The sequence below is a fragment of the Janthinobacterium sp. SUN120 genome, assembly GCF_030397735.1.
Classification (GTDB): domain Bacteria; phylum Pseudomonadota; class Gammaproteobacteria; order Burkholderiales; family Burkholderiaceae_D; genus Janthinobacterium; species Janthinobacterium kumbetense.
In genome coordinates, this window is the sequence record NZ_JAPUBW010000002.1 from 30,523 (window position 1) to 50,397 (window position 19,875).

Here is a 19,875-nt window from a genome sequence, read left to right on the forward strand (position 1 = left end):
AAGTCTACTTGGCCAGTTGCAGTGTTTCGGCCTTGCCGTACGGGGCGTAGGATGAGACGATGACGCGCTCGCCGGGCGCCAGGCCGGCCGCCACCTCCACCTGGCTGTTGTTGCGACGGCCGATGCGGATCGCGCGCCGTTCGGCACTCCTGCCATCAGCGGCCAGCACGAACACCCAGCTGCCGCCACTGTCGTTCAGGTAGGCATCGTTGGGCAGGATCAGTCCGGGGCTGGTCTGGCCCAGAGTGATCCGCGTTTCGACGCTCTGACCGGGGTTCATCACGTCGGGCACCTCGCCGGTGAACACCAGCTCGACCGAGAACCTGCCATCCTTGATCTGCGGGAAGACGCCGCGGATGCGCACCGCGTAGTCGCGGCCGCTGACTTGGACACGGCCCGGTTTGCCGACCGACACGCTGCCCAGGTAATACTCGTCGATCTGGGCCGTGAGCTTGAACTGGCTGGGATCGTCGATGCGTCCGATGTGCTGGTCGGGCTTGACGATTTCGCCGAGTTGCAGGCGGAAGTCGGTGAGCCGGCCGGTGACCGGCGCGCGCACGGCCAGCGCCTCGATCGACTCGTTCACCACCCGGAGGCCGGCGTCGAGCCGGCCGATGGCCTGCTCCATTTGCTGGACGCCGTCGCGCTTGATGCGCATCTCGATGGCGACGCGCTGCTTTTCGTCGTCGAGGGAATGCTGCTGCAGCGCCAGCTGGTCCCGCGATTCCTCCAGCGTCGAGGCGGAGATGAAGTTTTTTTCGGCAAGCGACTGGTTGCGCGTGTGCAGCCGCTGGGCCTGCGCTAGGGCGAAGTTGATGTCGAGCAGGCGCCGCTGGTGCTCCGTCTGACTCGCCTCAAGCGCTACGCGCAAATTGGACAGGTTGGAAATTTGCTGGGCGCGGTCCGCCTCGCGCGCGACCAGCTCAAGGCGCCGCTGCGAATTGGACAGGCGGAACAGAAGCTCGCCTTTTTTGACCACGGTGCCGTCGCCGGCCAACACTTCCTCGACGCGGCCCGACTCGGTGGCGTCAAGCATGGTGGTGTGCAGCGGCGCCGCCGTCGCACGCACTACGATGTCGTTGCGCAACATACCCTGCTGGGCTGTGGCGGTGCGGACGCTGCCTTCGGCCACCTGCAGACCGTTCGGCGCCAGCTGCCAGATGGCGGCGGCCACACCGCTGGCCAGCGCCAGCGCGCCAAGCGACAGGGCCAGGTATTTTCCACGCCGCTTGGGCAGCGGCTGGTCCATCGCAGCGCCGGTGACGCGCTCCTCGGGAGGCGCGATCTTAAGCGCCATCGGCAGCGGCCGTCAGGGACCGGCCGGCCGCACAAGCAAGGCGCACGGCGCGATGCCAAAACGGCTGGGATGTGCCGACGGAAAAACGCATTCGTTTCATCAGACTGGACATAAACATTTGCCAATTGTTGTAAAAAGGATAGATTAACTTATAATTCAAGGCGTAGTCAACTTCGTCAACCTCATCCACTTCGTTCAGGCCACATGACCTCAATGACCTTGTCTTCCGCCGGCGCCCAGCGCTGGATACTGCGGCGCGCCGGGCCGCCGGCTGCGCTGCGCCTGTTCTGCTTTTGCTACGCGGGCGGCAACGCTGCCGTCTACCTACCCTGGCAGGGCGCACTGGGGCCGGACATCGAGGTGTGCGCCATCCAGCTGCCCGGCCGGGGCGCGCGGTTTGCCGAGCCGCTACTGCAGCACATTGATGAGGCGGTGCCGGCCATTGCCCAGGCCATCGCCGCATTGCCGGACCTGCCGTTCGCCTTCTTTGGCCACAGCCTGGGCGCCTTGCTCGCCTATGAAGTGAGTCACTACCTGCGGGAGCGCGGCGGTGCGCTTCCGCGCCAGCTGATCGTGTCCGGCGCCCACGGGCCGCGCGCGCGCAATCCCAAGCGCCAGTTGCACCTGCTCGACGACGCCGCGCTGGTGAGCGAGCTCGAACGCTATGACGGCACCCCGCCCCAGGTGCTGGCCAACCCTGGCCTGCTGGAGTTGTTGCTACCGATCGTGCGCGCCGACTTCCGTATGGCCAGCGACTACGCCGACACGCCACGCGCGCCGCTGCCCGTGCCCATTACGGTGTTTGCCGGCCGCGACGACGAGTTCGACGACGTGGCCCAGTATGAAGACTGGTTCAGCGACTCCAGCGTCGGCGGCGAACTGGCGTGGTTCGACGGCGGGCACTTTTTCATTAACTCGGCGACCGACCAGTTAATGGCACAGTTGCAGATGATCATCGCACCCAGCTTGCGCAGCGAGCCGCGCTACCGCCATGGCTGAGACCCGCCCGAGCCCTCTTTTTGCCGCAGCACAACCATGAGCATGCTCTTTTCCAACAATCCGATTGTCTACCACCTGGTCGCCGACCGTTTCGCACCGCCCTGGAGGTCTGTCGCGTTGTTCAGCCCAGTACGGATTTTCGTACTGAGCATGACGCCGGTTCATACGGGACGGACTTGTCCTGCCAACGTATAAAACTGGTCAGCGAATGACATGGGCGCCGGACCATCGAGCTGATGCACATGAGCCCCCCCCCCCCGCCCCAACATCTGGCGTACGGTAAGCTGATGCGCTATTATCTAGTGCCTCACTAGGTAAGCAAAGGACAGGAATGACGGCATGTGAGACTAGTGACATCGCTTGGCAAATGGAAAGCATGGCTCTCCCCCTCCGCACGAACATGCCTTGGCCATCATTTACGGCACGGATGATACGTCTGGACGTCGCGCCTTTCCACACCGACTGGTTTCAGCAGGCTGGCATAGATCGCCCGGACAGCATCGCCCGCAGCGTACCAAAGCGCCAGAGGGAATATTTTTTTGGCAGGCTGTGTGCACAACAGGCCCTCAGGATGGCAGCGTTGCCGGCAACGCCCATATATAACGGGAAAGGGCGGGCGCCGATCTGGCCAAATGGGATTGTCGGGAGTATCACCCACGACGCCAAGTTTGCCGCCGCCATCATCGCTCCAGCCACTGAGTATGTGGGTATCGGTATCGACATTGAAACCGTTCCATCGAGGGATGCGCTTGAGGCACTGGTCAGTACCGTGTTATCCGGCGCCGAGTTGGACTTATTGCAAAATTTGTCTACCCACGTGACACTGCCGTTACTGATCACAGCCGCATTTTCTGCCAAAGAAAGTTTTTTCAAGGCTAGTTATTCTGACGTAGGCCGCTACTTCGATTTCGACGCCGTCAGTGTGCGAACGCTCGACATGGCACGGGGAGTGATCGAGCTGGAACAGCGGCAGGATTTGTGCGAGGGCTTACGCGCAGGCGCCCGCCATCCAATCCATTTGCAGTGGCTCGAACCGGACACCATTTGTACACTGTACGCCCGCCTATCGCCGCGCTGACCCACACGCAATGGTGCCTCAGGTCAACGATTCTCAAGTCATCTAGCTCAATATTGCTTCCAGCGTCGGGGAAACGGTGGACGACAACTTGCGTTTAACACATGCAATCACTGGGGCAACGTTCGAGCACCGATGAAAATGTGCTGGACAAAGATTTGCCCCAAAAGGCACTTGAACAAACGTTTCTTCCGGAGGCGTCTTCGGTTTCTCACAACTTCAGAGCGCCCTCATTGTGTTGGCGCTGGGGGCGATTTGAATCAACCTGCAGATTTTAACTGATCCATATACAGAGCTTCAGATCCTGCACTGGGTCTACGTTTGCTGATTGTACGGGTAGAGCAACAAATCGGCACCAGCGCAACACTCTGAAACTACTGCGGAAAATCATCGATCTATAACGTGGCATTCGCGCGCAGGCCAACTAACGGAAGATGAAAAAGTCAATGACGGTACTAACGTCACGTTTACGCCGCCTCTTGAAATGAACAAGGATCAACCTTCACCTCCCTGTCTGCCCTGGTAACTAGAATGCCAAATGCTTCAATTCATCAAAACGCTCCAGGAATAAAGTATAAGCACGCTCAGGGCCGACAGGAACTATCTTGGCGCAATGCGGCGCTGGAAGATGTCCCCATTCCATCCAAGCAGGTGGCAACAGATCCCGCAGTTCAGTCGCCATGCATACCAGATCAGCGTGCTTTATCTCAGGGTGATCATCCTGGAAACCAAATCTGCGCCGCAATGCATCCTTTACCGGATGCAAGCGCTCCCTTACATAATCTCGACCTAGCATAACTTTAACAGGCGATGGCCAGTCACCGAGAAACTCCTCGCAATCGTGCAAAAGGGCCGCATACGCCAAACTCGACGGCACGAGGCGCGAGACCATGACCGAATGCTCGGCGACCGAATACCACGGTCTTGCTGCACCGCCCCAGCGAGGTTGTGATGCTAAACAAAGAGCTATATCATTGATTGGCAGGCCAGTCGCATCCGGAGCGAGTAGATCTAGCACGAATCCGGAAGGAAACAAAATCGATGTACGGCCGTCTGGCTTATTTAAAAGGTCGAATTCCATCGTACAATTATAGTCCTAGGTTTGACTTCTAGAAGTGAATCGCCCCGGAATTTTAGGAGGCCGTTTAGTGTGAGTCAGGTCAAGACGGCCTGCTTGGAAAGGTGTCGGTAGTAGTTTGCCTCTGCTTCGGCCGGTGGCATAAAGCCAAGTGGTTCGAGTAGCCGGTAATGGCTGAACCAGGATACCCATTCTAGCGTTGCCAGTTCGACGGCCTCGTGCGTCTTCCAAGGAGCTCGGCGAGGTATCAGCTCCTCTTTGTACAAACTATTGATGGTCTCAGCCAGTGCATTGTCGAAGCTGTCGCCTTTGCTGCCCACTGAGGGCATCGCAGGCTTCGGACAGGCGCTCGCGGTAACGGATAGAAACGTATTGCGAACCCAGGTCGCTGTGATGAATCAGGGCATCGTCACATTAGGCTGGCGAGCGTACAGTGCCGGCTCCATGGCATCAAGAACAAAGTCGATGCGCATCGCTAGAATACGCAGCGAGCCTTAGATTGTTGAGAATACTCAGTAATAGCAGCAAGGAATCGAACTGGCTATTCAATTGGGCAGTTTTCAAGTCTCTCAGTCTGCTAGCGGAACGTCAACTACCAATTGATTTTAGCGACCACGAGAAAGCCCAGGATGCCGGCAGAGCAGAGGTCTAACTACCCCGGACTGGTAACTAAGCAATTCTTTTACAAACCTCAATTGACAAAATATCTTTTACAACTAGAATGCCCCGCCCAACAGGTTCAGATGCGCACGACCCTGAATTCCATCATTGGTCACATGCATATTGAAGCTCCCTCGATATTTCACCGTCCATCAAGTATATTTTATGCAGCGTTCTTTTTCTAATGATGCTCACGTTCCCAATTTTCGAGATTCCAGATTAATGACTGATAGCCAAGTTTAGGGAAACACTGATTAATTTATCGCGGACCGTTCTCCACTGCGGTCCGACCTGAAACAATATCTGTATCGCTACTGTCCGCCATCGATCATGCAAAAGAGCTTCTCCGACCTTGAATACGCCGCCAAGAAGAAGTTGACGCGGCGCGACCGTTTCCTGGCCGAGATCGACAGCGTGACGCCGTGGGGCATGCTGCACAAACTGATCGGGCCGTTCTATCCGAAGGTCGAAGGGGCCGGTCGGCCACCGATTGGGCTGGCGCGCATGCTGCGCATGTACGTGAACGAACACGACCAACATATGTGAGCTTTCGATAAACGTCGTCATCATTGTACAAGTCAAATGTGCTGACAGGCTTGAACCATAACGGTACGCGGTAGGGATGGCCTCTGTGAGCTGGGCCATCGTGGACAGGACACCGCCGGCGGATAGGAAGGGTCCGACTCGCTCTGAAATTCAGGCGGAACAGGGTAAGCCCGTAGTGCTGCCGGCAACGGCAAGTGAACCGCGAGGGACGCTGTTGGTGCTGCGGGTATAGGAATGCGGAAAAATCGAAAGCCACTCTGTAATAGTGTAGATACCGGCTGAAACATCGCTGGGCGCAAAAGCGAGCAGACTTCCGTGCGGTCATTTTTGGCGAGAGAATTTGGCAAATCGTTATATGAAGGAAAGCAGATGACGGCATGTGATGCTGGTGCGCCTTAACAACTAAAGTTCCCTAACGATATATCGCTTCAGGCAGCGATGTGCTTCCTTGCTGGACATGCCTTCAACCGTTCGCCGTTCAACATACGCACGGGTTTTTCGCGGCTCGCTTCTCACCCTGACCATGCCGATGGTCATAACGCGTTATTGGACTATCTGCCCCCCCCAGCTCAAACGATGACGGATCGTTTTACCAGAAGATACGGGCAGCGGGCTCGCACTACACATAGCACTGATAATGCAATTAGCGTACCTTTATGAACCTAAATCATCGCCGCCACCTATGGCCTGGACTTTTCCGATTACGCACCCATCAAGCGGGCCGACCTGATCGCGCTGGCCACGGAAAAGCGCGACCTGATGCCGCACTCGGCCGAGCGCTGGGCTTACCTTGACGGCATCGCCCCCTTGCCCGGTATAATCGAGGCCATGGGTCCGGCCGAAGCCAAGCAGCGCTTCCTGCAGGCGTTCACCCAGTTGGGCGGCCTCGGGCTCGCCGCATGAATGCTTGCCCCCAGCCGCACGAACGGGCGCTAAGCCCCGGTTTTTGCACGGCTTTTTTAGATATCCACAGCAACTGTGGATAAAGTTGTTGATAAGCCCCTCTTGACAAGCCGCAACACCAGTATTGATGCGGGTTTCAACAATTTGCTGATTTCACAGGCAATTTTTTACCCCAATGAAATCAATGACTTGCAATCAGGAGTTTGCGCTAGAACAAACTTACTCGACCACCATGAAAATATATTTTGCGGCGCATTGGCAATCCCCGGTCCAGGCCGTCTTGCTTGAACAGCATTGTTTTGACAAACCCCGCAGACTGGCATAGTGTGGAGTAGCGACGACGATCAACGGTGGATAAACGCATGAATATGGATAGCGATAATTCCGCCAAGGGGGCGGACGAACCCGACTGGCTGGTCGACGAACCGCTGGAACGGGCAGAAGCGGCGGCGGAACCCGCCAACGCGGCGCCTTGGCGCGTGCTGATCGTCGATGACGATGTCGACGTGCATGTGGTGACCAAGTTTGCCCTCAGCCAGGCCAGCTTCCAGGGCCGCCGGCTGAGCTTTTTGCACGCGTATTCGGGCGCCGAGGCGCTGGCCTTGCTGCGCGGCACACAAGATATCGCCGTGGTGCTGCTCGATGTCATCATGGAAACCCAGGATGCCGGCCTGCAAGTGGCGCGCCAGGTGCGCGAAGACTTGCACAACAGCGCCGTGCGCATCATCCTGCGCACGGGCCAGCCCGGCCAGGCGCTGGAACACCGCATCATCATCGACTACGACATCAACGATTTCTGGTGCAAGACCGACCTCACCACGCGCAAGTTGTTTACCACCGTGATCGCCTCGCTGCGCACCTACGCCACCTTGCGCGAAGCGCAGCAACAGGTCGCCGAACTGGCCGCCGCCCTGGCCCAGTGCGGCGACACGCCAGCGGCGCCGGCCGGCAGCACACCCTGACCCTGCGCCGCTACTTTCAGTCATAAAAACAAGAGCACTGGATAGGCATACAGGCTTGCGGCATGCCCCATTCCGGCCCATCTTGCCCGCCGATTGCATGGGCTGAGCGGCGTCGATTTCCTAAGTGGCGGATTGTTAAGCGCTTTTTCAGATATCCACACGGACTGTGGATATCTTTGTGGATAAGCGCCTATTGACAGCCCTCAAAGCCACAGCCCGTGCGGCTTTCAATAAACTGCTCAATCAAACAGCAAAAATAAAACCCATTAAAATCAACCACTTAGAAACTCACACATAATCACAAGAAAATTATTTCGCCAATTTCGTTAACTCATCATTTGTGCATAACTGAGCCGTAATGATCAATCCGACAACAGCGGATCGCGGCCGCCGGCAACACAGTTGCTGTGCGGATACTCAATGCACGGTCTGCCGGCGCTGCTCCGGGTGCAGCAGCACGCGCTCGATCAGTTCCGGGGCGACATTGTATGACTTCAGGTATTCCAGCGCACACAAGGTACTGAAGGCCGCCTGCACGGCGATGCCCAGATTGACGATATCGCACATCTTCTGGTCGACCCGGGCATGCGGCACCACGGTTTTGACGGGCATATGCAGCGTTTCTGTGGATTGAGGCATGATGGACAACTCCTGCGAAGGGGACGGAGGGGGGAGACGGCGTAGCGGTGCGAACCGCGACAGCGCGGACAGGGACAGCGATCATGGTGCCGATAAAAGTATTGCCGATAAACTCTCGATGTCAATGGCAGGGAAACATGAGCCACGGTTTTTTTCTTCCAGGCACAACCGCAGCCGAAAGCGATGGACAAGCGCGAGCGGCCACGGCGATAATCAGCCATGCCTGCCCCCTCCGCCACCCAGCCCGACCTCCCCCGCCCCCAGCCCGCCTCGCTTGCCGACCTGTTCTTCTCGTTCACCTGGCTGGCCCTGCAAGGCTTCGGCGGCGTGCTGGCCGTGATCCAGCGCGAGATGGTCGAGCGCAAGCGCTGGCTGACGCAGGAGGAATTCTTGGAAGACTGGGCCGTGGCGCAAATCATGCCCGGCCCAAATGTCGTCAACCTGTCCCTGATGGTGGGCGGACGCTATTTCGGCTTGAAAGGCGCGCTGACGGCGCTGGCCGGCATGCTGACTTTGCCCCTCGTCATCGTGCTCGTGCTGGGCGTGCTGTACACGCGCTTCGGCGACAATCCGCAGATGGCGGGCGCCCTGCGCGGCATGGCGGCCGTCTCGGCCGGCATGATCGCCGCCACGGGCGTGAAACTGGCGACCGCGCTGGCCAAGCATCCGCTGCCCCTGTGGCTGACCTTGTCCATCACCGTGCTGGGCGTGCTGATGGTGGCAATCTTCCGCTGGCCCCTGCTGTACATCCTGCTGGGCCTGGGCAGCATCGGCTGCCTGCTTACGTATCGAAAGCTGTCCGCATGACGCCGCCCCTGCAACTGGTATTGAGCGCGGGCGACTGGCTGAACCTGTTCGGCCATTACCTGATGCTGTCGCTGATGTCGATCGGCGGCGCCATTTCCACCACGTCCGAAATGCACCGTTTCCTCGTCGAGCAGCATGGCTGGCTGACGCAGGCGCAATTCAACGAGTCGATCGCCATCGCCCAGGCCGCACCCGGCCCGAACGTGCTGTTCGTCGCCCTGATGGGCTGGAACGTGGGCATGAATGCGGGCAGCTACACGGCCGCCTGGCTTGGCGTGTTCATCACGATGGTGGGCATCATGCTGCCCAGCACCACCCTCACCTACGTGGCAGCCCAGTGGGGCTACCGCAACCGCGACCTGCGCCCCGTGCGCGCCTTCAAGCAAGGCATGGCGCCCATCGTCGTCGCCCTCTTGATTTCCACGGGCATGATTTTGGGCGGCGCCAACCACCAATGGCGCACCGACTGGCCCCTGTGGACCCTGTCCATCGTGGCTGGCCTCATCATCTGGCGCACGAAGATCCATTTATTGTGGCTGCTGGCGGCCGGCGCCGTGCTGGGGTGGCTCCAACTCATCTGACCTCACACGGCCAGGTGCCGCTTCACCTCCTCGCCATCCATCTGTTCTGCATTGCCGCTGGCCACGACACTGCCGCGCGACAGGACGATGAAGTCGTCGGCCAGTTCGCGGGCGAAATCGAAATACTGTTCGCACAGCACGATGGCCATGTCGCCGCGCTGTTTCAGCAAGGAAATGACCCTGCCGATATCCTTGATGACGGACGGCTGAATCCCCTCCGTAGGCTCGTCGAAGATGATCAGCTGCGGTTCGGCCAGCAGGGCGCGGGCGATGGCCAGTTGCTGCTGTTGCCCGCCAGACAAATCGCCGCCGCGCCGCTGCAGCATCTCTTTCAATACCGGAAACAGTTCATACACGTGGGGATCGATGCGCGCAGCTTGCCTGCCCCGCTTCACCGCCATGCCCATCAGCAAGTTTTCCTCGACCGTCAGGCGCGCAAAGATGTCGCGCCCCTGCGGCACGAAAGCGATGCCCAGCTTGGCCCGCGCATGGGGCGCCAGCTTCGTGATATCGCGCCCGTGGAACACCACCTGGCCCTGCGCCACGGGCAGCACGCCCATCAGGCATTTCAGCAAGGTCGTCTTGCCCACGCCATTCCTGCCCAGCAAGGCCAGGCACTCGCCCTTGCGCGCCGACAAGTTGATGCCGCGCAAGGTGTGCGAGGAGCCGTAGTATTGATTTAGCTGTTGCACTTCCAACATAGTCTGTGATCCCCCCTATTACCTTCCCAGATAGACTTCGATGACCCGCTCGTCGGCTTGCACCTCGTCCATGCGGCCCTGCGCAAGCACGGAACCCTCATGCAGCACGGTGACGATGCCTTGCCGGGCGATTTCCGTCACAAAGCCCATGTCGTGCTCGACCACCATGATCGAATGTTTACCCCGTAATTCATTGAGCAATTCCGCCGTGCGCGCCGTTTCCGCGTCCGACATGCCGGCCACCGGTTCATCCAATAAAATCAACTGCGGCTCCTGCATCAGGAGCATGCCGATTTCCAGCCACTGCTTTTGCCCGTGCGACAGCAAACCGGCCGGCCGCGCTTCGTGGCCGTTGAGGCGGATCAAGCGCAATACCGCTTCGATCTTGCCGGCCTGCTCCGACGTGAGGCGCGCAAACAGGGTGGGCGCCACGCGCTTGTCCATCTTCATCGCCAGTTCCAGGTTGTCGAACACCGTGTGCTGCTCGAACACGGTGGGACGCTGGAACTTGCGGCCGATGCCCGCGTGGGCGATCTGCGCTTCCGTCATGGTCGCCAGATTCATGGTTTGCCCGAACCAGGCCGTGCCGGACGTGGGCCGCGTCTTGCCGGTGATGACATCCATCATCGTCGTCTTGCCCGCGCCGTTAGGCCCGATGATGCAGCGCAATTCGCCCACGGAAATATCGAGACTGAGCTTGTTGATGGCCTTGAAGCCGTCGAAGGACACGCTGATATCTTCCAGATACAAAATGGCGCCATGCGTCGTGTCGACGCCCTCGCCCTTCACGCGCGCATACGTGGGGCCCGCTTCTGCGCTGGCCATGCCGGGCAACATGCGGATGCTCATGCGGCCTCCTCTGCCACGACGGCGGCTTTTTTACGTTTGAGCTTGCTCAATACGCCCAGCATGCCTTGCTGCATGAACAGGGTGACGACGATGAACAGCAAGCCCAGCGCGAACAGCCACAGTTCCGGCATGGCGGCCGTGAACCAGCTTTTCAAGCCGTTGACGGTGAAGGCGCCCAGAATCGGGCCGATCAAAGTCCCCCGCCCGCCCACGGCCACCCACACGACCATCTCGATGGAGTTGGCCGGCGACATCTCGGACGGGTTGATGATGCCCACCTGCGGCACGTACAGGGCGCCAGCGATGCCGCACAGCACGGCCGACAAGGTCCAGACGAACAGCTTGAACCACAGAGGGTTGTAGCCGAGGAACATCAAGCGCGCCTCGCTGTCGCGCACGCCCTGCAGCACCCGTCCCAGCTTCGAGCGGACGATGGCGCGCGCACCGACCAAAGCGGCCAGCAGGAAGGCCAGGGTCAGCAGGAACAGCACGGCCCGCGTGGCGGGCGCCGTGATGCTGTGGCCCAATATCGTCTTGAAGTCCGTGAAACCGTTGTTGCCGCCAAAGCCAGTGTCATTGCGGAAGAACAAGAGCATGAAGGCATATGTCATCGCTTGCGTGATGATGGAAAAATACACGCCCTTGATGCGCGAGCGAAACGCAAAGTAACCGAACACAAAGGCCAGTACGCCCGGCACCAGTACGACGAGGGCCATGCAGTACCAGAAATGTTCCGTAAACGCCCAGTACCAGGGGTAGGTTTTCCAGTCGAGAAAGACCATGAAGTCGGGCAAGCTGCTGTGGTACTGGCCCTGGTCGCCGATGGCGCGCATCAGATACATGCCGTGCGCATACGCGCCCAGGGCAAAGAATACGCCGTGGCCCAGGGACAATATGCCCGTGTAGCCCCAGACGAGGTCCAGCGCCAGCGCGGCCAGCGCGTAGCACATGAACTTGCCCACCAGCGCCACCGTATAGGCGGACACGTGCAGCGCATGCCCTTCGGCAAACGCCAGGTTAAAAATCGGCAACAACGCGGCCAGTACTGTACAGGCGGCAATCGCCAGCCACACGGGCCGCGTGAACAGGCCAGGCTTGATTTGATGGGAGGTAATCATTCGACGCTGCGTCCCTTCATGGCAAACAGGCCCTGCGGCCGGCGCTGGATGAAAATGATGATGAATATCAAAATGGCGATCTTCGCCAGCACGGCGCCCGCCACCGGTTCGAGGAATTTGTTCACTTCTCCCAGGCTCAGCGCGGCGATCACGGTGCCGGCCAGCTGGCCCACGCCGCCGAGCACCACCACCATGAAGGAATCGACGATGTAGCTTTGGCCCAGGTCCGGACCCACGTTCCCCAGCTGCGACAGGGCCACGCCGCCGAGCCCCGCGATGCCGGAACCGAGGCCGAAGGTCAGCATGTCGACCTTGCCCGTGGCCACGCCCACGCAATCGGCCATGCGCCGGTTTTGCGTGACGGCCCGCACGAACAGTCCCAGCCGCGTCTTGTTCAAGATCAACCACACGGCTACCACGACAACGATGGCAAAGGCGATGATGGCCAGGCGGTTGTACGGCAGCACGAGGCCGCCCAGCACGGTGACGCCGCCCGACATCCAGGCCGGATTGGCCACTTCCACGTTTTGCGCGCCAAAGATCGTGCGCACCGCCTGCATGAGGATCAGGCTGATGCCCCAGGTGGCCAGCAGGGTTTCCAGCGGCCGGCCATACAGCCAGCGGATCACCGTGCGTTCCAGCACTACGCCCACCAGGCCGGAGACGAAAAAAGCGGCAGGCAAGGCGGTCAGCAAATACCAGTCCTGCACGCCGGGCAGGAAGTTGCGGAAAAACAGCTGGCACAGATACGTCGTGTAAGCGCCTATCATCAGCAGTTCGCCATGCGCCATGTTGATGATGCCCATCAAGCCGAACGTGATGGCCAGGCCCAGGGCCGCCAGCAGCAGCACGCTGCCCAGCGAAATGCCGTAAAACACATTGCCGGCGAACTCCATGCGCGCCACTCGTCCCTTGATCTGGCGCATGGTCTCGATGGCGGCCAGTTGCACGGCCTCGTCCGGCTCTCCGGCCTTGCCATCTGGCCCTTTCTCCAGCATGGCTTGCAGCACGGGCAGCAGGCGCGCATCGCTGCTGCCGGCCAGCGCCTGCACGGCGACCTTGCGCGTGGCGACGTCGGGCGCATGCAGGTTGGCGCTGGCAATCAGCACCTGCAATATCTGTGTGATCTCAGCATCGTTTTCCTGCGCCAGCGCCGCGCGGATCAAGGGAAGCTGCGCGGGATCAACCGCCTTTTGCAACGCTTGCGCGGCCGCCAGCCGTTCGGCACGTTCCGGCGCCAGCAGTTTCAGCCCCGACAAGGCGCCTGCCACGGCCGAGCGCAAGCGGTTGTTGACCATCACGCCATCGATGCCGTCGGGCAGCGGCACGTTCTTGCCGAGCGCCGGGTCAAGCGCCTGCTCGCCGTCGACGATATACACCTTGCCGTCGGGTGTGGCGTATAACGCGTCGTCCTGCAAGGCTTGCAGCACATGGGCGGCCTCGGGCGTGGCAAGGGCGGCGATCTGCGCGACGGCGGCGACACGGGCGTCGGGATCGTCGCCGGCCAGCGGCTTGAGCAGGTCGGGAGGGATGGCGGCCTGCGCCATGGACGACAGGCACAGGCAGGCGAAGACCAGCAGCGATGTGAATAGCCTCATTGATATCCCGGGAAAGCGTTGATGGTCGGCGCCACCGGACGCATGCCCGATGGCGCCGGCGTGGCTTTTACAGCTTTTGCTTGCCCTCATTGCCCTTGATAAACGGGCTCCACGGCTGGGCGCGTATTGCTTCCTTGGTTTTCCACACGACATTGAATTGCCCATCAGCCTTGATTTCGCCGATCATCACGGGCTTGTGCAAGTGGTGATTCGTGGCATCCATGGTCAGGGTAAAGCCCGACGGCGCCTTGACGCTCTGGCCGGCCATGGCGGCGATCACCTTGTCCGTATCCGTCGATTTCGCCTTTTCCACGGCTTGCGCCCACATGTGGATGCCGACATACGTCGCTTCCATCGGGTCGTTCGTCACCACCGAACCCGCGTTCGGCAGCTTTTGCGCCACCGCATACACCTTCCACTGCTTGATGAAGGCCGTATTGACGGGATTCTTGACGGATTCAAAATAATTCCAGGCCGCCAGATGACCGAGCAGCGGCTTGGTATCGATGCCGCGCAACTCTTCCTCGCCCACGGAAAACGCGACGACGGGCACGTCCGTGGCTTTCAAGCCCGCATTGCCCAGTTCCTTGTAGAACGGGACGTTGGAATCGCCATTGATGGTGGAAATGACGGCCGTCTTGCCGCCCGTGGAAAACTTCTTGATGTTGGCGACGATGGTTTGATAGTCGGCGTGGCCGAACGGCGTGTAGACCTCGCTGATGTCGCTATCCTTGACACCTTTGCTTTTCAGGAAGGCGCGCAAGATCTTGTTGGTGGTGCGCGGATACACGTAATCCGTGCCCAGCAGCACGAAGCGCTTGGCGCCGCCGCCATCCTTGCTCATCAGGTATTCCACGGCGGGTATCGCCTGCTGGTTCGGCGCGGCGCCCGTATAGAACACGTTCTTTTCCAGTTCCTCGCCCTCGTATTGCACCGGGTAAAACAGCAAGCTGTTGAGTTCCTTGAACACAGGCAACACCGACTTGCGCGACACGGACGTCCAGCAGCCGAACACGACAGCCACTTTATCCTGCGCCACCAGCTGGCGCGCTTTTTCCGCAAACAAGGGCCAGTTCGATGCGGGATCGACGACGACGGCTTCCAGCTTCTTGCCCAGCACGCCGCCTTTGGCATTGATCTCGGCAATCGTCATCAGCGCCACATCCTTGAGCGACGTTTCGGAAATGGCCATGGTGCCCGACAGGGAGTGCAAAATGCCCACCTTGATCGTATCGGCGGCCAGGGCTGCCTGCATATAAGTGGACGTGGCCAGGGCCAGTGCGCCGGCGGCGGCCGCTTTCAGGATGATGCGTCGTGACATGGGGACTCCTGTGATGGGTTCGTGGGGGTCGAGCTGGGCCTGCGATGTTGTTAAAGCAGAATGCATGCCAGGCACATTGCCCTGGAGTTGCGGGGACTGGGCGGCAAGGGTGGCGCGCGGCCCACCGTTTTGGTGCGGCAGCGCTACTTCCTGGGGAATCCGGGGGGGGGGGGGGCCCTCTCCAGGAAAAACGGCGAGGAAATGCCAATATGTAATTACCTAAAAAATAATTGAGCTTTCTTGATAAGCGCACTAAGATGTGACTCTCTTATGTCGCATTGCTTGGCGGCGTAAGTAAACTGAAATCAGCGTGGCACTTGCTTCTTTCCCTTTACTTAACTCACTTAGGTAGTTCACTCATGAAAAATATGATCGCGGGCGTGTGCGCCCTGTTGCTGTTGAGCGCATGTGCCGCACCTACGGCCCCGGCGGGCGGCGTAAGCACGAGCCAGGTCAAGGTCGACGATGAAGGCAGTACGGGCAGCAATATCAAGAAACGTCCGAAAAAAGCGGCCGAAGTCGTGTCTGCCAACCCGGCGAACCGCAGCGCCTGATCAAGCCGCGCGGCAAGCATGTGACGCCGTTCCAGGGCCTGCCGCGCGCAGGCCCTGTTCACGTCTGCGGCGCGCGCCTAGCGCTTGATGCCGCGCAAACGGCGCCAGCCCTTGCGGCCCAGCGGGAACAGCAGCACGAAAGCGATCAGCCACGGCAGGATGTAGGCCATGGCCGTGATGGCGTTGGCCACGCCTTCCGACAGGTTTTCCGTGAAATTGCCCAGCGCGCGCTTGACGGGCCGCCAGAACGATTGCTTGCCTTCGGCGCTGATGGCCACGTTCAACAAGTCCGTATCGATGCGCTGCATCAACAGCGCGTTGGCGGCCGTCGCCTGCTCCAGCTCCACTTGCACGGTGGCCAGCTCCTTGGTCACCTTGATGAGGGCATCGACGTTGGTGCCCGAGCGCTTTTCCAGGTCTTGCAGCTGCGCCTGGTATTGCTTGAGCATTTCCAGGCGTTTCTTGCTGTCGAGCACCGGACGGCCCAGGTCTTCCACCTTGGTGCCCTGGCTGGTGACGTCGCCTTCGGCCGCGACCAGCGCGACCAGCTTCTTGATGCCGGCCGGCTTGGCGCGCATGCTGATGCGCGCATGCACGTAGCGGCCGCTGTCGACGCTGGAATCGAGCAGCAGGCAGCCGTTTTCCGTATCGGCCTTGCAGGCGGCGACCACTTTTTCATACAGGGGACGCACTTGCGCTTCGTGCGTATCGACGCTGACATTATGCTCATAGGCAAGAAACTCGCTGCCCTTTTCCTTGCCATCGAGACGCGCGGCGCTCGATTGCCCGCCGCTCTCGCCCTTGCTGCCGCAGCCGGCCAGCAGCAACAGTCCAAACAGGCATATGGATATTTTTTTCATGATTTCTTTCTTTGGATTATTTTTGCAGCGGCAACAATTCGATATCGGGCAAGTGCGCCGCCACATCCTGCACGGTCGCATGGCAAGTCAAGGACGCCACCACCTGCGGCAACGGTTCCGGCCAGATTTCCGGCAAGTCGCGCTCTTCGGGCGCCAGCACGGGAAAGGCCAGCTGTTCCCGTGGCGGCGTGAAGGCGGCAGCGACGCCGGGCTTGTTGCCGCGCGCATCGATGCGGTACCAGCCAAACTCTTGCAGATACACGGCATTCAAGCCATGCAGGCAGAACGGCGGCCCCACCTCGCCCACGGCCAGGCGCTGGTAGCACAGGCCGGCAGGAATACCGTTGGCGCGCAGCAGCGCGGCCAGCAGATGGCTCTTCGCATAGCAGTAGCCCGTGCCATGCTGCAAGACGTCGGAAGCGCGGCAGGTGACGGGATTGCGCCGGTAATCCCAGCTGTGGGCCACCTCGTCGCGCACGAAGGCAAAGCAGCGGGCCGCGATCGCGGCGTCGCCCACGGCGCCCTCCGCCAGTGCGGCCGCCCTGGCGCGCACGGCAGGATGGTCGCTGTCGATGTAAGTGCTGCTGGCTAAATACAGGGAAAAGTCGGTAGACATGGCATCGAGGTCATGCAAAAAGATAATGCGCGATTCTAGTCGAAGCGGCACGAAATCGAACGTTTCCTTGCGCAGGAACAAAGAAAATCCACGCTTCGGCCTGCCTGCCAGGGGGGCGGCGACTTTGGCGGCGGCCCGGTAGCTGGTATCATGCGGGCAAACGCAGCCGGCCCTGTTGGCCCCGCACATGGCACTACCTTGCGAAGCGGCCCCCGCCGCCGACGCCTCCCTACAGATCAGAGAAACGAGTTCCCTATGAGCACTTCATCGTCCCACCCATCGTTCTGGCGCCGAGTCCCGCTGGCTTTCGGCGCCTTCTTCAGCACCCTGTCGGACGCCGCCTATGCGGCCCGCGTGGAAAAGCTGTCCTTGCCCGAAGCCTCCCCGGTGGCGCCAGTGGCCCCGGCTCCGGCGCCCGCCCCCGTGCCGACGCCGGCCGCCGCGCCCGTCATTTTGAAGGAAGCCACGCCCGATGCGGCCCTGCAATTGCTGGCCCTGCTGCAACGCGAAGCGCGATTGATCGACTTTACCCAGGAAAACCTGGGCAGCCATGCCGATGCCGACATCGGCGCGGCCGCCCGCGTCGTACATGAAGGCTGCGCCAAGGTCATGCGCGAGTATTTCACCATCGAGGCCGTGCGCCAGGAAGCCGAAGGCAGCCGCATCGTGCTGCAGGAAGGCTTTGATTCCGCGCAAGTACGCCTCACAGGCAACGTGGTCGGTTCGGCGCCATTCACGGGCACCCTCAGCCACCGCGGCTGGCGCGCGTCCAGCGTGCGCCTGCCGAAACTGAGCGAGCAGCACGACGCGGCCATCCTGGCGCCAGCCGAGGTGGAACTGTGAACGTTCAAGCCAACCCAAGCCCGCGCTACGCCATCGGCATCGACCTGGGCACCACCCACAGCGCCCTGTCGTATGTTAACCTGGTCGAGAGCGACGGCGAAAAGTCCAGCCATGGCGTGCTGAAAGTGCCGCAGCTGTCGGCGCCGGGCACCATCGAAGAATTGTCGCTGCTGCCGTCGTTCGTCTACCTGCCGCACGCCGATGAAGTGGCGGCGGGCGACCTGGCCCTGCCCTGGGTTACCGAGGAAGCGGAAGCGCCGTTCGTCGTCGGCGAAATGGCCCGCAGCCGTGGCGCCACCACGCCCATCCGTCTCGTGTCGAGCGCGAAAAGCTGGCTGTGCCACCCGGGCGTGGACCGCCGCGCAGCCATCCTGCCGAACGATGCGCCGGCGGAAGTGGCGCGCATTTCGCCCATCACGGCCGCCACGCGCTACCTGACGCATTTGCGCCAGGCCTGGGACCACGCCCACCCGCAAGCGCCGTTCGCCGAGCAGGAAATCACCGTCACGATTCCCGCCTCGTTCGATCCGGCCGCGCGCGAACTGACGATGGAAGCGGCGCAGGCAGCCGGCTACGCCTCGCTGACCCTGCTGGAAGAGCCGCAGGCGGCCTTGTACAGCTGGATCCAGACCAGCGAAGGGCGCTGGCGCAAGGAAGTCAAGCCGGGCGACATCATCCTGGTCGTCGACGTGGGCGGCGGCACCAGCGACTTTTCGCTGATCGCCGTGCTGGAACGCGACGGCGTGCTGGAACCGCACCGCGTGGCCGTCGGCGAACACATCCTGCTGGGCGGCGACAATATGGACCTGGCGCTGGCCCACCTGGTGGCCCGCAAGCTGGCCGCCAACGGCACCCAGCTGGACGCCTGGCAGATGCGCGCGCTCACTTATGGCTGCCGCAGCGCCAAGGAAAGCCTGCTGGCCGACAGCGGCATGGAAACGGCGCCCATCGTCGTGCCGAGCCGCGGCTCAAAGCTGATCGGCGGCTCCATCCGCACGGAACTGACGCGCGCGGAAGTGTCCACCTTCATCCTCGACGGCTTCTTCCCGCAAGTGGAAGCGTCGAGCCGCCCTGCCGTGCGCACGCGCGCCGGCCTGACGCAACTGGGCTTGCCGTATGCGCAGGACGCGGCCATCACGCGCCACCTGGCCGCGTTCCTGGGCCGGCAAGTGGCAGCCACCGCCGAACTGGAAGGCTTTGCGGGCCGCCAGTCGGCCGACGCCAGCTTTTTGCACCCGACGGCCGTGCTGTTCAACGGCGGCGTCTTCAAGTCCGACCTGCTGGTCCAGCGCATCATGGCCACCGTCAACGACTGGCTGTACATGGAAGGCGCGGAACCGGCGCGCATGCTGGCCGGGGCCGATCTGGACCTGGCCGTGGCGCGCGGCGCCGCCTACTACAGCTACGTGCGGCGCGGCCATGGTGTGCGCATCCGCGGCGGCACGGCCAGTTCCTTCTATGTCGCCATCGAATCGGCCATGCCCGCCATCCCCGGCATGGAACCGCCGATCCAGGCCCTGTGCGTGGCGCCGTTCGGCATGGAAGAAGGCAGCGAACTGGAATTGCCGGGCCAGCAATTCGGCCTGGTGGTGGGAGAGCCCGTGCACTTCCGCTTCTTCGCCTCGTCCACGCGCCGCAACGACCAGATCGGCGACTTGCTCGATTTCTGGGGTCCCGACGAATTGCAGGAACTGAGCGAAATCCAGGCCACCCTGTCCGCCGAAGGCCGATCGGCCGGCGACGTGGTGCAAGTGACACTGCACGCGCGCGTGACAGAAGCGGGCACCCTGGAACTGCTGGCCGTTTCCCCTGACGGCGCCGAGCGCTGGAAGGTGGAATTCGACGTGCGCGGCACGCCACAGCAATAA

19 protein-coding genes and 2 pseudogenes are annotated in these 19,875 nt (G+C 61.1%); 10 read left to right on the plus strand and 11 right to left on the minus strand.

Features of this window, described 5'->3' with window-relative positions; all coding sequences use genetic code 11:
• Positions 1–4: 4 nt before the first annotated feature.
• Positions 5–1,297, minus strand: a complete 1,293-nt coding sequence (locus O0879_RS09750) for an HlyD family efflux transporter periplasmic adaptor subunit (protein ID WP_289916207.1) — start codon at positions 1,295–1,297, stop codon at positions 5–7.
• 204 nt (positions 1,298–1,501) lie between these two features.
• On the opposite strand from O0879_RS09750, the gene O0879_RS09755 reads away from it, so the two are divergent.
• Entirely contained in the window at positions 1,502–2,296 is a 795-nt protein-coding gene (locus O0879_RS09755; RefSeq protein WP_289916209.1) for an alpha/beta fold hydrolase, read from the plus strand.
• A gap of 376 nt (positions 2,297–2,672) precedes the next feature.
• Positions 2,673–3,374 carry a 4'-phosphopantetheinyl transferase superfamily protein gene (locus O0879_RS09760; protein WP_289916211.1) on the plus strand — a complete coding sequence of 234 codons (702 nt, stop codon included), beginning with the start codon at positions 2,673–2,675 and terminating at the stop codon, positions 3,372–3,374.
• Positions 3,375–3,897: 523 nt separating this feature from the next.
• Here O0879_RS09760 and O0879_RS09765 read toward each other — a convergent pair.
• Positions 3,898–4,452: a hydrolase gene (locus O0879_RS09765; protein WP_289916213.1), complete on the minus strand. Its 555-nt coding sequence runs from the start codon at positions 4,450–4,452 to the stop codon at positions 3,898–3,900.
• A 74-nt stretch (positions 4,453–4,526) separates the two neighbouring features.
• A pseudogene (locus O0879_RS09770) lies at positions 4,527–4,925 on the minus strand (IS3 family transposase); the annotation flags it as partial.
• Positions 4,926–5,439: 514 nt separating this feature from the next.
• On the opposite strand from O0879_RS09770, the pseudogene O0879_RS09775 reads away from it, so the two are divergent.
• The 3 genes and pseudogenes from O0879_RS09775 to O0879_RS09785 form a co-directional block, all read left to right on the plus strand.
• Positions 5,440–5,631, plus strand: a pseudogene (locus O0879_RS09775) (IS5/IS1182 family transposase); the annotation flags it as partial.
• 783 nt (positions 5,632–6,414) lie between these two features.
• Positions 6,415–6,558, plus strand: coding sequence for a hypothetical protein (locus tag O0879_RS09780; protein WP_289916215.1), 144 nt, complete (start codon positions 6,415–6,417; stop codon positions 6,556–6,558).
• 362 nt (positions 6,559–6,920) lie between these two features.
• Positions 6,921–7,520: a response regulator gene (locus O0879_RS09785; RefSeq protein WP_289916217.1), complete on the plus strand. Its 600-nt coding sequence runs from the start codon at positions 6,921–6,923 to the stop codon at positions 7,518–7,520.
• A 417-nt stretch (positions 7,521–7,937) separates the two neighbouring features.
• On the opposite strand, the gene O0879_RS09790 is transcribed toward O0879_RS09785, so the two are convergent.
• Positions 7,938–8,159, minus strand: a complete 222-nt coding sequence (locus O0879_RS09790; RefSeq protein ID WP_099667305.1) for a hypothetical protein — start codon at positions 8,157–8,159, stop codon at positions 7,938–7,940.
• Between the two features lie 219 nt (positions 8,160–8,378).
• On the opposite strand from O0879_RS09790, the gene O0879_RS09795 reads away from it, so the two are divergent.
• Both O0879_RS09795 and O0879_RS09800 read left to right on the plus strand, forming a co-directional pair.
• Positions 8,379–8,966: a chromate transporter gene (locus O0879_RS09795; protein ID WP_289916218.1), complete on the plus strand. Its 588-nt coding sequence runs from the start codon at positions 8,379–8,381 to the stop codon at positions 8,964–8,966.
• Complete coding sequence (locus O0879_RS09800) at positions 8,963–9,547, plus strand: chromate transporter (RefSeq protein WP_289904397.1); 585 nt, start codon at positions 8,963–8,965, stop codon at positions 9,545–9,547. The genes O0879_RS09795 and O0879_RS09800 overlap by 4 nt, the downstream gene beginning before the upstream one ends.
• A gap of 2 nt (positions 9,548–9,549) precedes the next feature.
• Here O0879_RS09800 and urtE read toward each other — a convergent pair whose 3' ends face one another.
• The 5 genes from urtE to urtA form a co-directional block, all read right to left on the minus strand.
• Positions 9,550–10,248, minus strand: coding sequence for an urea ABC transporter ATP-binding subunit UrtE (gene urtE / locus O0879_RS09805; protein ID WP_289904396.1), 699 nt, complete (start codon positions 10,246–10,248; stop codon positions 9,550–9,552).
• 18 nt (positions 10,249–10,266) lie between these two features.
• Complete coding sequence (gene urtD / locus O0879_RS09810; RefSeq protein WP_251348099.1) at positions 10,267–11,097, minus strand: urea ABC transporter ATP-binding protein UrtD; 831 nt, start codon at positions 11,095–11,097, stop codon at positions 10,267–10,269.
• On the minus strand, positions 11,094–12,215 hold the full coding sequence (gene urtC / locus O0879_RS09815; RefSeq protein WP_289916220.1) for an urea ABC transporter permease subunit UrtC: 1,122 nt from the start codon (positions 12,213–12,215) through the stop codon (positions 11,094–11,096). Before urtC ends, urtD begins: the two co-directional genes overlap by 4 nt.
• The gene (gene urtB / locus O0879_RS09820; RefSeq protein WP_289916222.1) at positions 12,212–13,813 is read right to left on the minus strand and encodes an urea ABC transporter permease subunit UrtB; all 1,602 of its coding nucleotides are present in this window, start codon (positions 13,811–13,813) and stop codon (positions 12,212–12,214) included. The genes urtC and urtB overlap by 4 nt, the downstream gene beginning before the upstream one ends.
• Before the next feature lie 67 nt (positions 13,814–13,880).
• Positions 13,881–15,134 (minus strand): urea ABC transporter substrate-binding protein, encoded by a 1,254-nt coding sequence (gene urtA / locus O0879_RS09825; RefSeq protein WP_289916224.1) that lies wholly within the window; start codon positions 15,132–15,134, stop codon positions 13,881–13,883.
• Between the two features lie 359 nt (positions 15,135–15,493).
• On the opposite strand from urtA, the gene O0879_RS09830 reads away from it, so the two are divergent.
• Entirely contained in the window at positions 15,494–15,688 is a 195-nt protein-coding gene (locus O0879_RS09830) for a hypothetical protein (protein WP_289916226.1), read from the plus strand.
• Between the two features lie 77 nt (positions 15,689–15,765).
• Here O0879_RS09830 and O0879_RS09835 read toward each other — a convergent pair whose 3' ends face one another.
• The gene (locus O0879_RS09835) at positions 15,766–16,548 is read right to left on the minus strand and encodes a DUF4349 domain-containing protein (RefSeq protein WP_289916228.1); all 783 of its coding nucleotides are present in this window, start codon (positions 16,546–16,548) and stop codon (positions 15,766–15,768) included.
• A gap of 16 nt (positions 16,549–16,564) precedes the next feature.
• Positions 16,565–17,164 carry a transglutaminase family protein gene (locus O0879_RS09840; protein ID WP_289916230.1) on the minus strand — a complete coding sequence of 200 codons (600 nt, stop codon included), beginning with the start codon at positions 17,162–17,164 and terminating at the stop codon, positions 16,565–16,567.
• A 255-nt stretch (positions 17,165–17,419) separates the two neighbouring features.
• Here O0879_RS09840 and O0879_RS09845 point away from each other — a divergent pair, with 255 nt between their 5' ends.
• Entirely contained in the window at positions 17,420–18,007 is a 588-nt protein-coding gene (locus O0879_RS09845) for a DUF2760 domain-containing protein (protein WP_289916232.1), read from the plus strand.
• The gene (locus O0879_RS09850) at positions 18,004–19,875 is read left to right on the plus strand and encodes an Hsp70 family protein (protein WP_289916234.1); all 1,872 of its coding nucleotides are present in this window, start codon (positions 18,004–18,006) and stop codon (positions 19,873–19,875) included. Before O0879_RS09845 ends, O0879_RS09850 begins: the two co-directional genes overlap by 4 nt.

Excerpts from the sequence above, each read along its gene's own strand:
- O0879_RS09750 (WP_289916207.1), bottom strand. The coding sequence starts at position 1,297 with ATGGCGCTTAAGATCGCGCCTCCCGAGGAGCGCGTCACCGGCGCTGCG.
- O0879_RS09755 (WP_289916209.1), top strand. The coding sequence starts at position 1,502 with ATGACCTCAATGACCTTGTCTTCCGCCGGCGCCCAGCGCTGGATACTG.
- O0879_RS09760 (WP_289916211.1), top strand. The coding sequence starts at position 2,673 with ATGGCTCTCCCCCTCCGCACGAACATGCCTTGGCCATCATTTACGGCA.
- O0879_RS09765 (WP_289916213.1), bottom strand. The coding sequence starts at position 4,452 with ATGGAATTCGACCTTTTAAATAAGCCAGACGGCCGTACATCGATTTTG.
- O0879_RS09780 (WP_289916215.1), top strand. The coding sequence starts at position 6,415 with ATGCCGCACTCGGCCGAGCGCTGGGCTTACCTTGACGGCATCGCCCCC.
- O0879_RS09785 (WP_289916217.1), top strand. The coding sequence starts at position 6,921 with ATGAATATGGATAGCGATAATTCCGCCAAGGGGGCGGACGAACCCGAC.
- O0879_RS09790 (WP_099667305.1), bottom strand. The coding sequence starts at position 8,159 with ATGCCTCAATCCACAGAAACGCTGCATATGCCCGTCAAAACCGTGGTG.
- O0879_RS09795 (WP_289916218.1), top strand. The coding sequence starts at position 8,379 with ATGCCTGCCCCCTCCGCCACCCAGCCCGACCTCCCCCGCCCCCAGCCC.
- O0879_RS09800 (WP_289904397.1), top strand. The coding sequence starts at position 8,963 with ATGACGCCGCCCCTGCAACTGGTATTGAGCGCGGGCGACTGGCTGAAC.
- urtE (WP_289904396.1), bottom strand. The coding sequence starts at position 10,248 with ATGTTGGAAGTGCAACAGCTAAATCAATACTACGGCTCCTCGCACACC.
- urtD (WP_251348099.1), bottom strand. The coding sequence starts at position 11,097 with ATGAGCATCCGCATGTTGCCCGGCATGGCCAGCGCAGAAGCGGGCCCC.
- urtC (WP_289916220.1), bottom strand. The coding sequence starts at position 12,215 with ATGATTACCTCCCATCAAATCAAGCCTGGCCTGTTCACGCGGCCCGTG.
- urtB (WP_289916222.1), bottom strand. The coding sequence starts at position 13,813 with ATGAGGCTATTCACATCGCTGCTGGTCTTCGCCTGCCTGTGCCTGTCG.
- urtA (WP_289916224.1), bottom strand. The coding sequence starts at position 15,134 with ATGTCACGACGCATCATCCTGAAAGCGGCCGCCGCCGGCGCACTGGCC.
- O0879_RS09830 (WP_289916226.1), top strand. The coding sequence starts at position 15,494 with ATGAAAAATATGATCGCGGGCGTGTGCGCCCTGTTGCTGTTGAGCGCA.
- O0879_RS09835 (WP_289916228.1), bottom strand. The coding sequence starts at position 16,548 with ATGAAAAAAATATCCATATGCCTGTTTGGACTGTTGCTGCTGGCCGGC.
- O0879_RS09840 (WP_289916230.1), bottom strand. The coding sequence starts at position 17,164 with ATGTCTACCGACTTTTCCCTGTATTTAGCCAGCAGCACTTACATCGAC.
- O0879_RS09845 (WP_289916232.1), top strand. The coding sequence starts at position 17,420 with ATGAGCACTTCATCGTCCCACCCATCGTTCTGGCGCCGAGTCCCGCTG.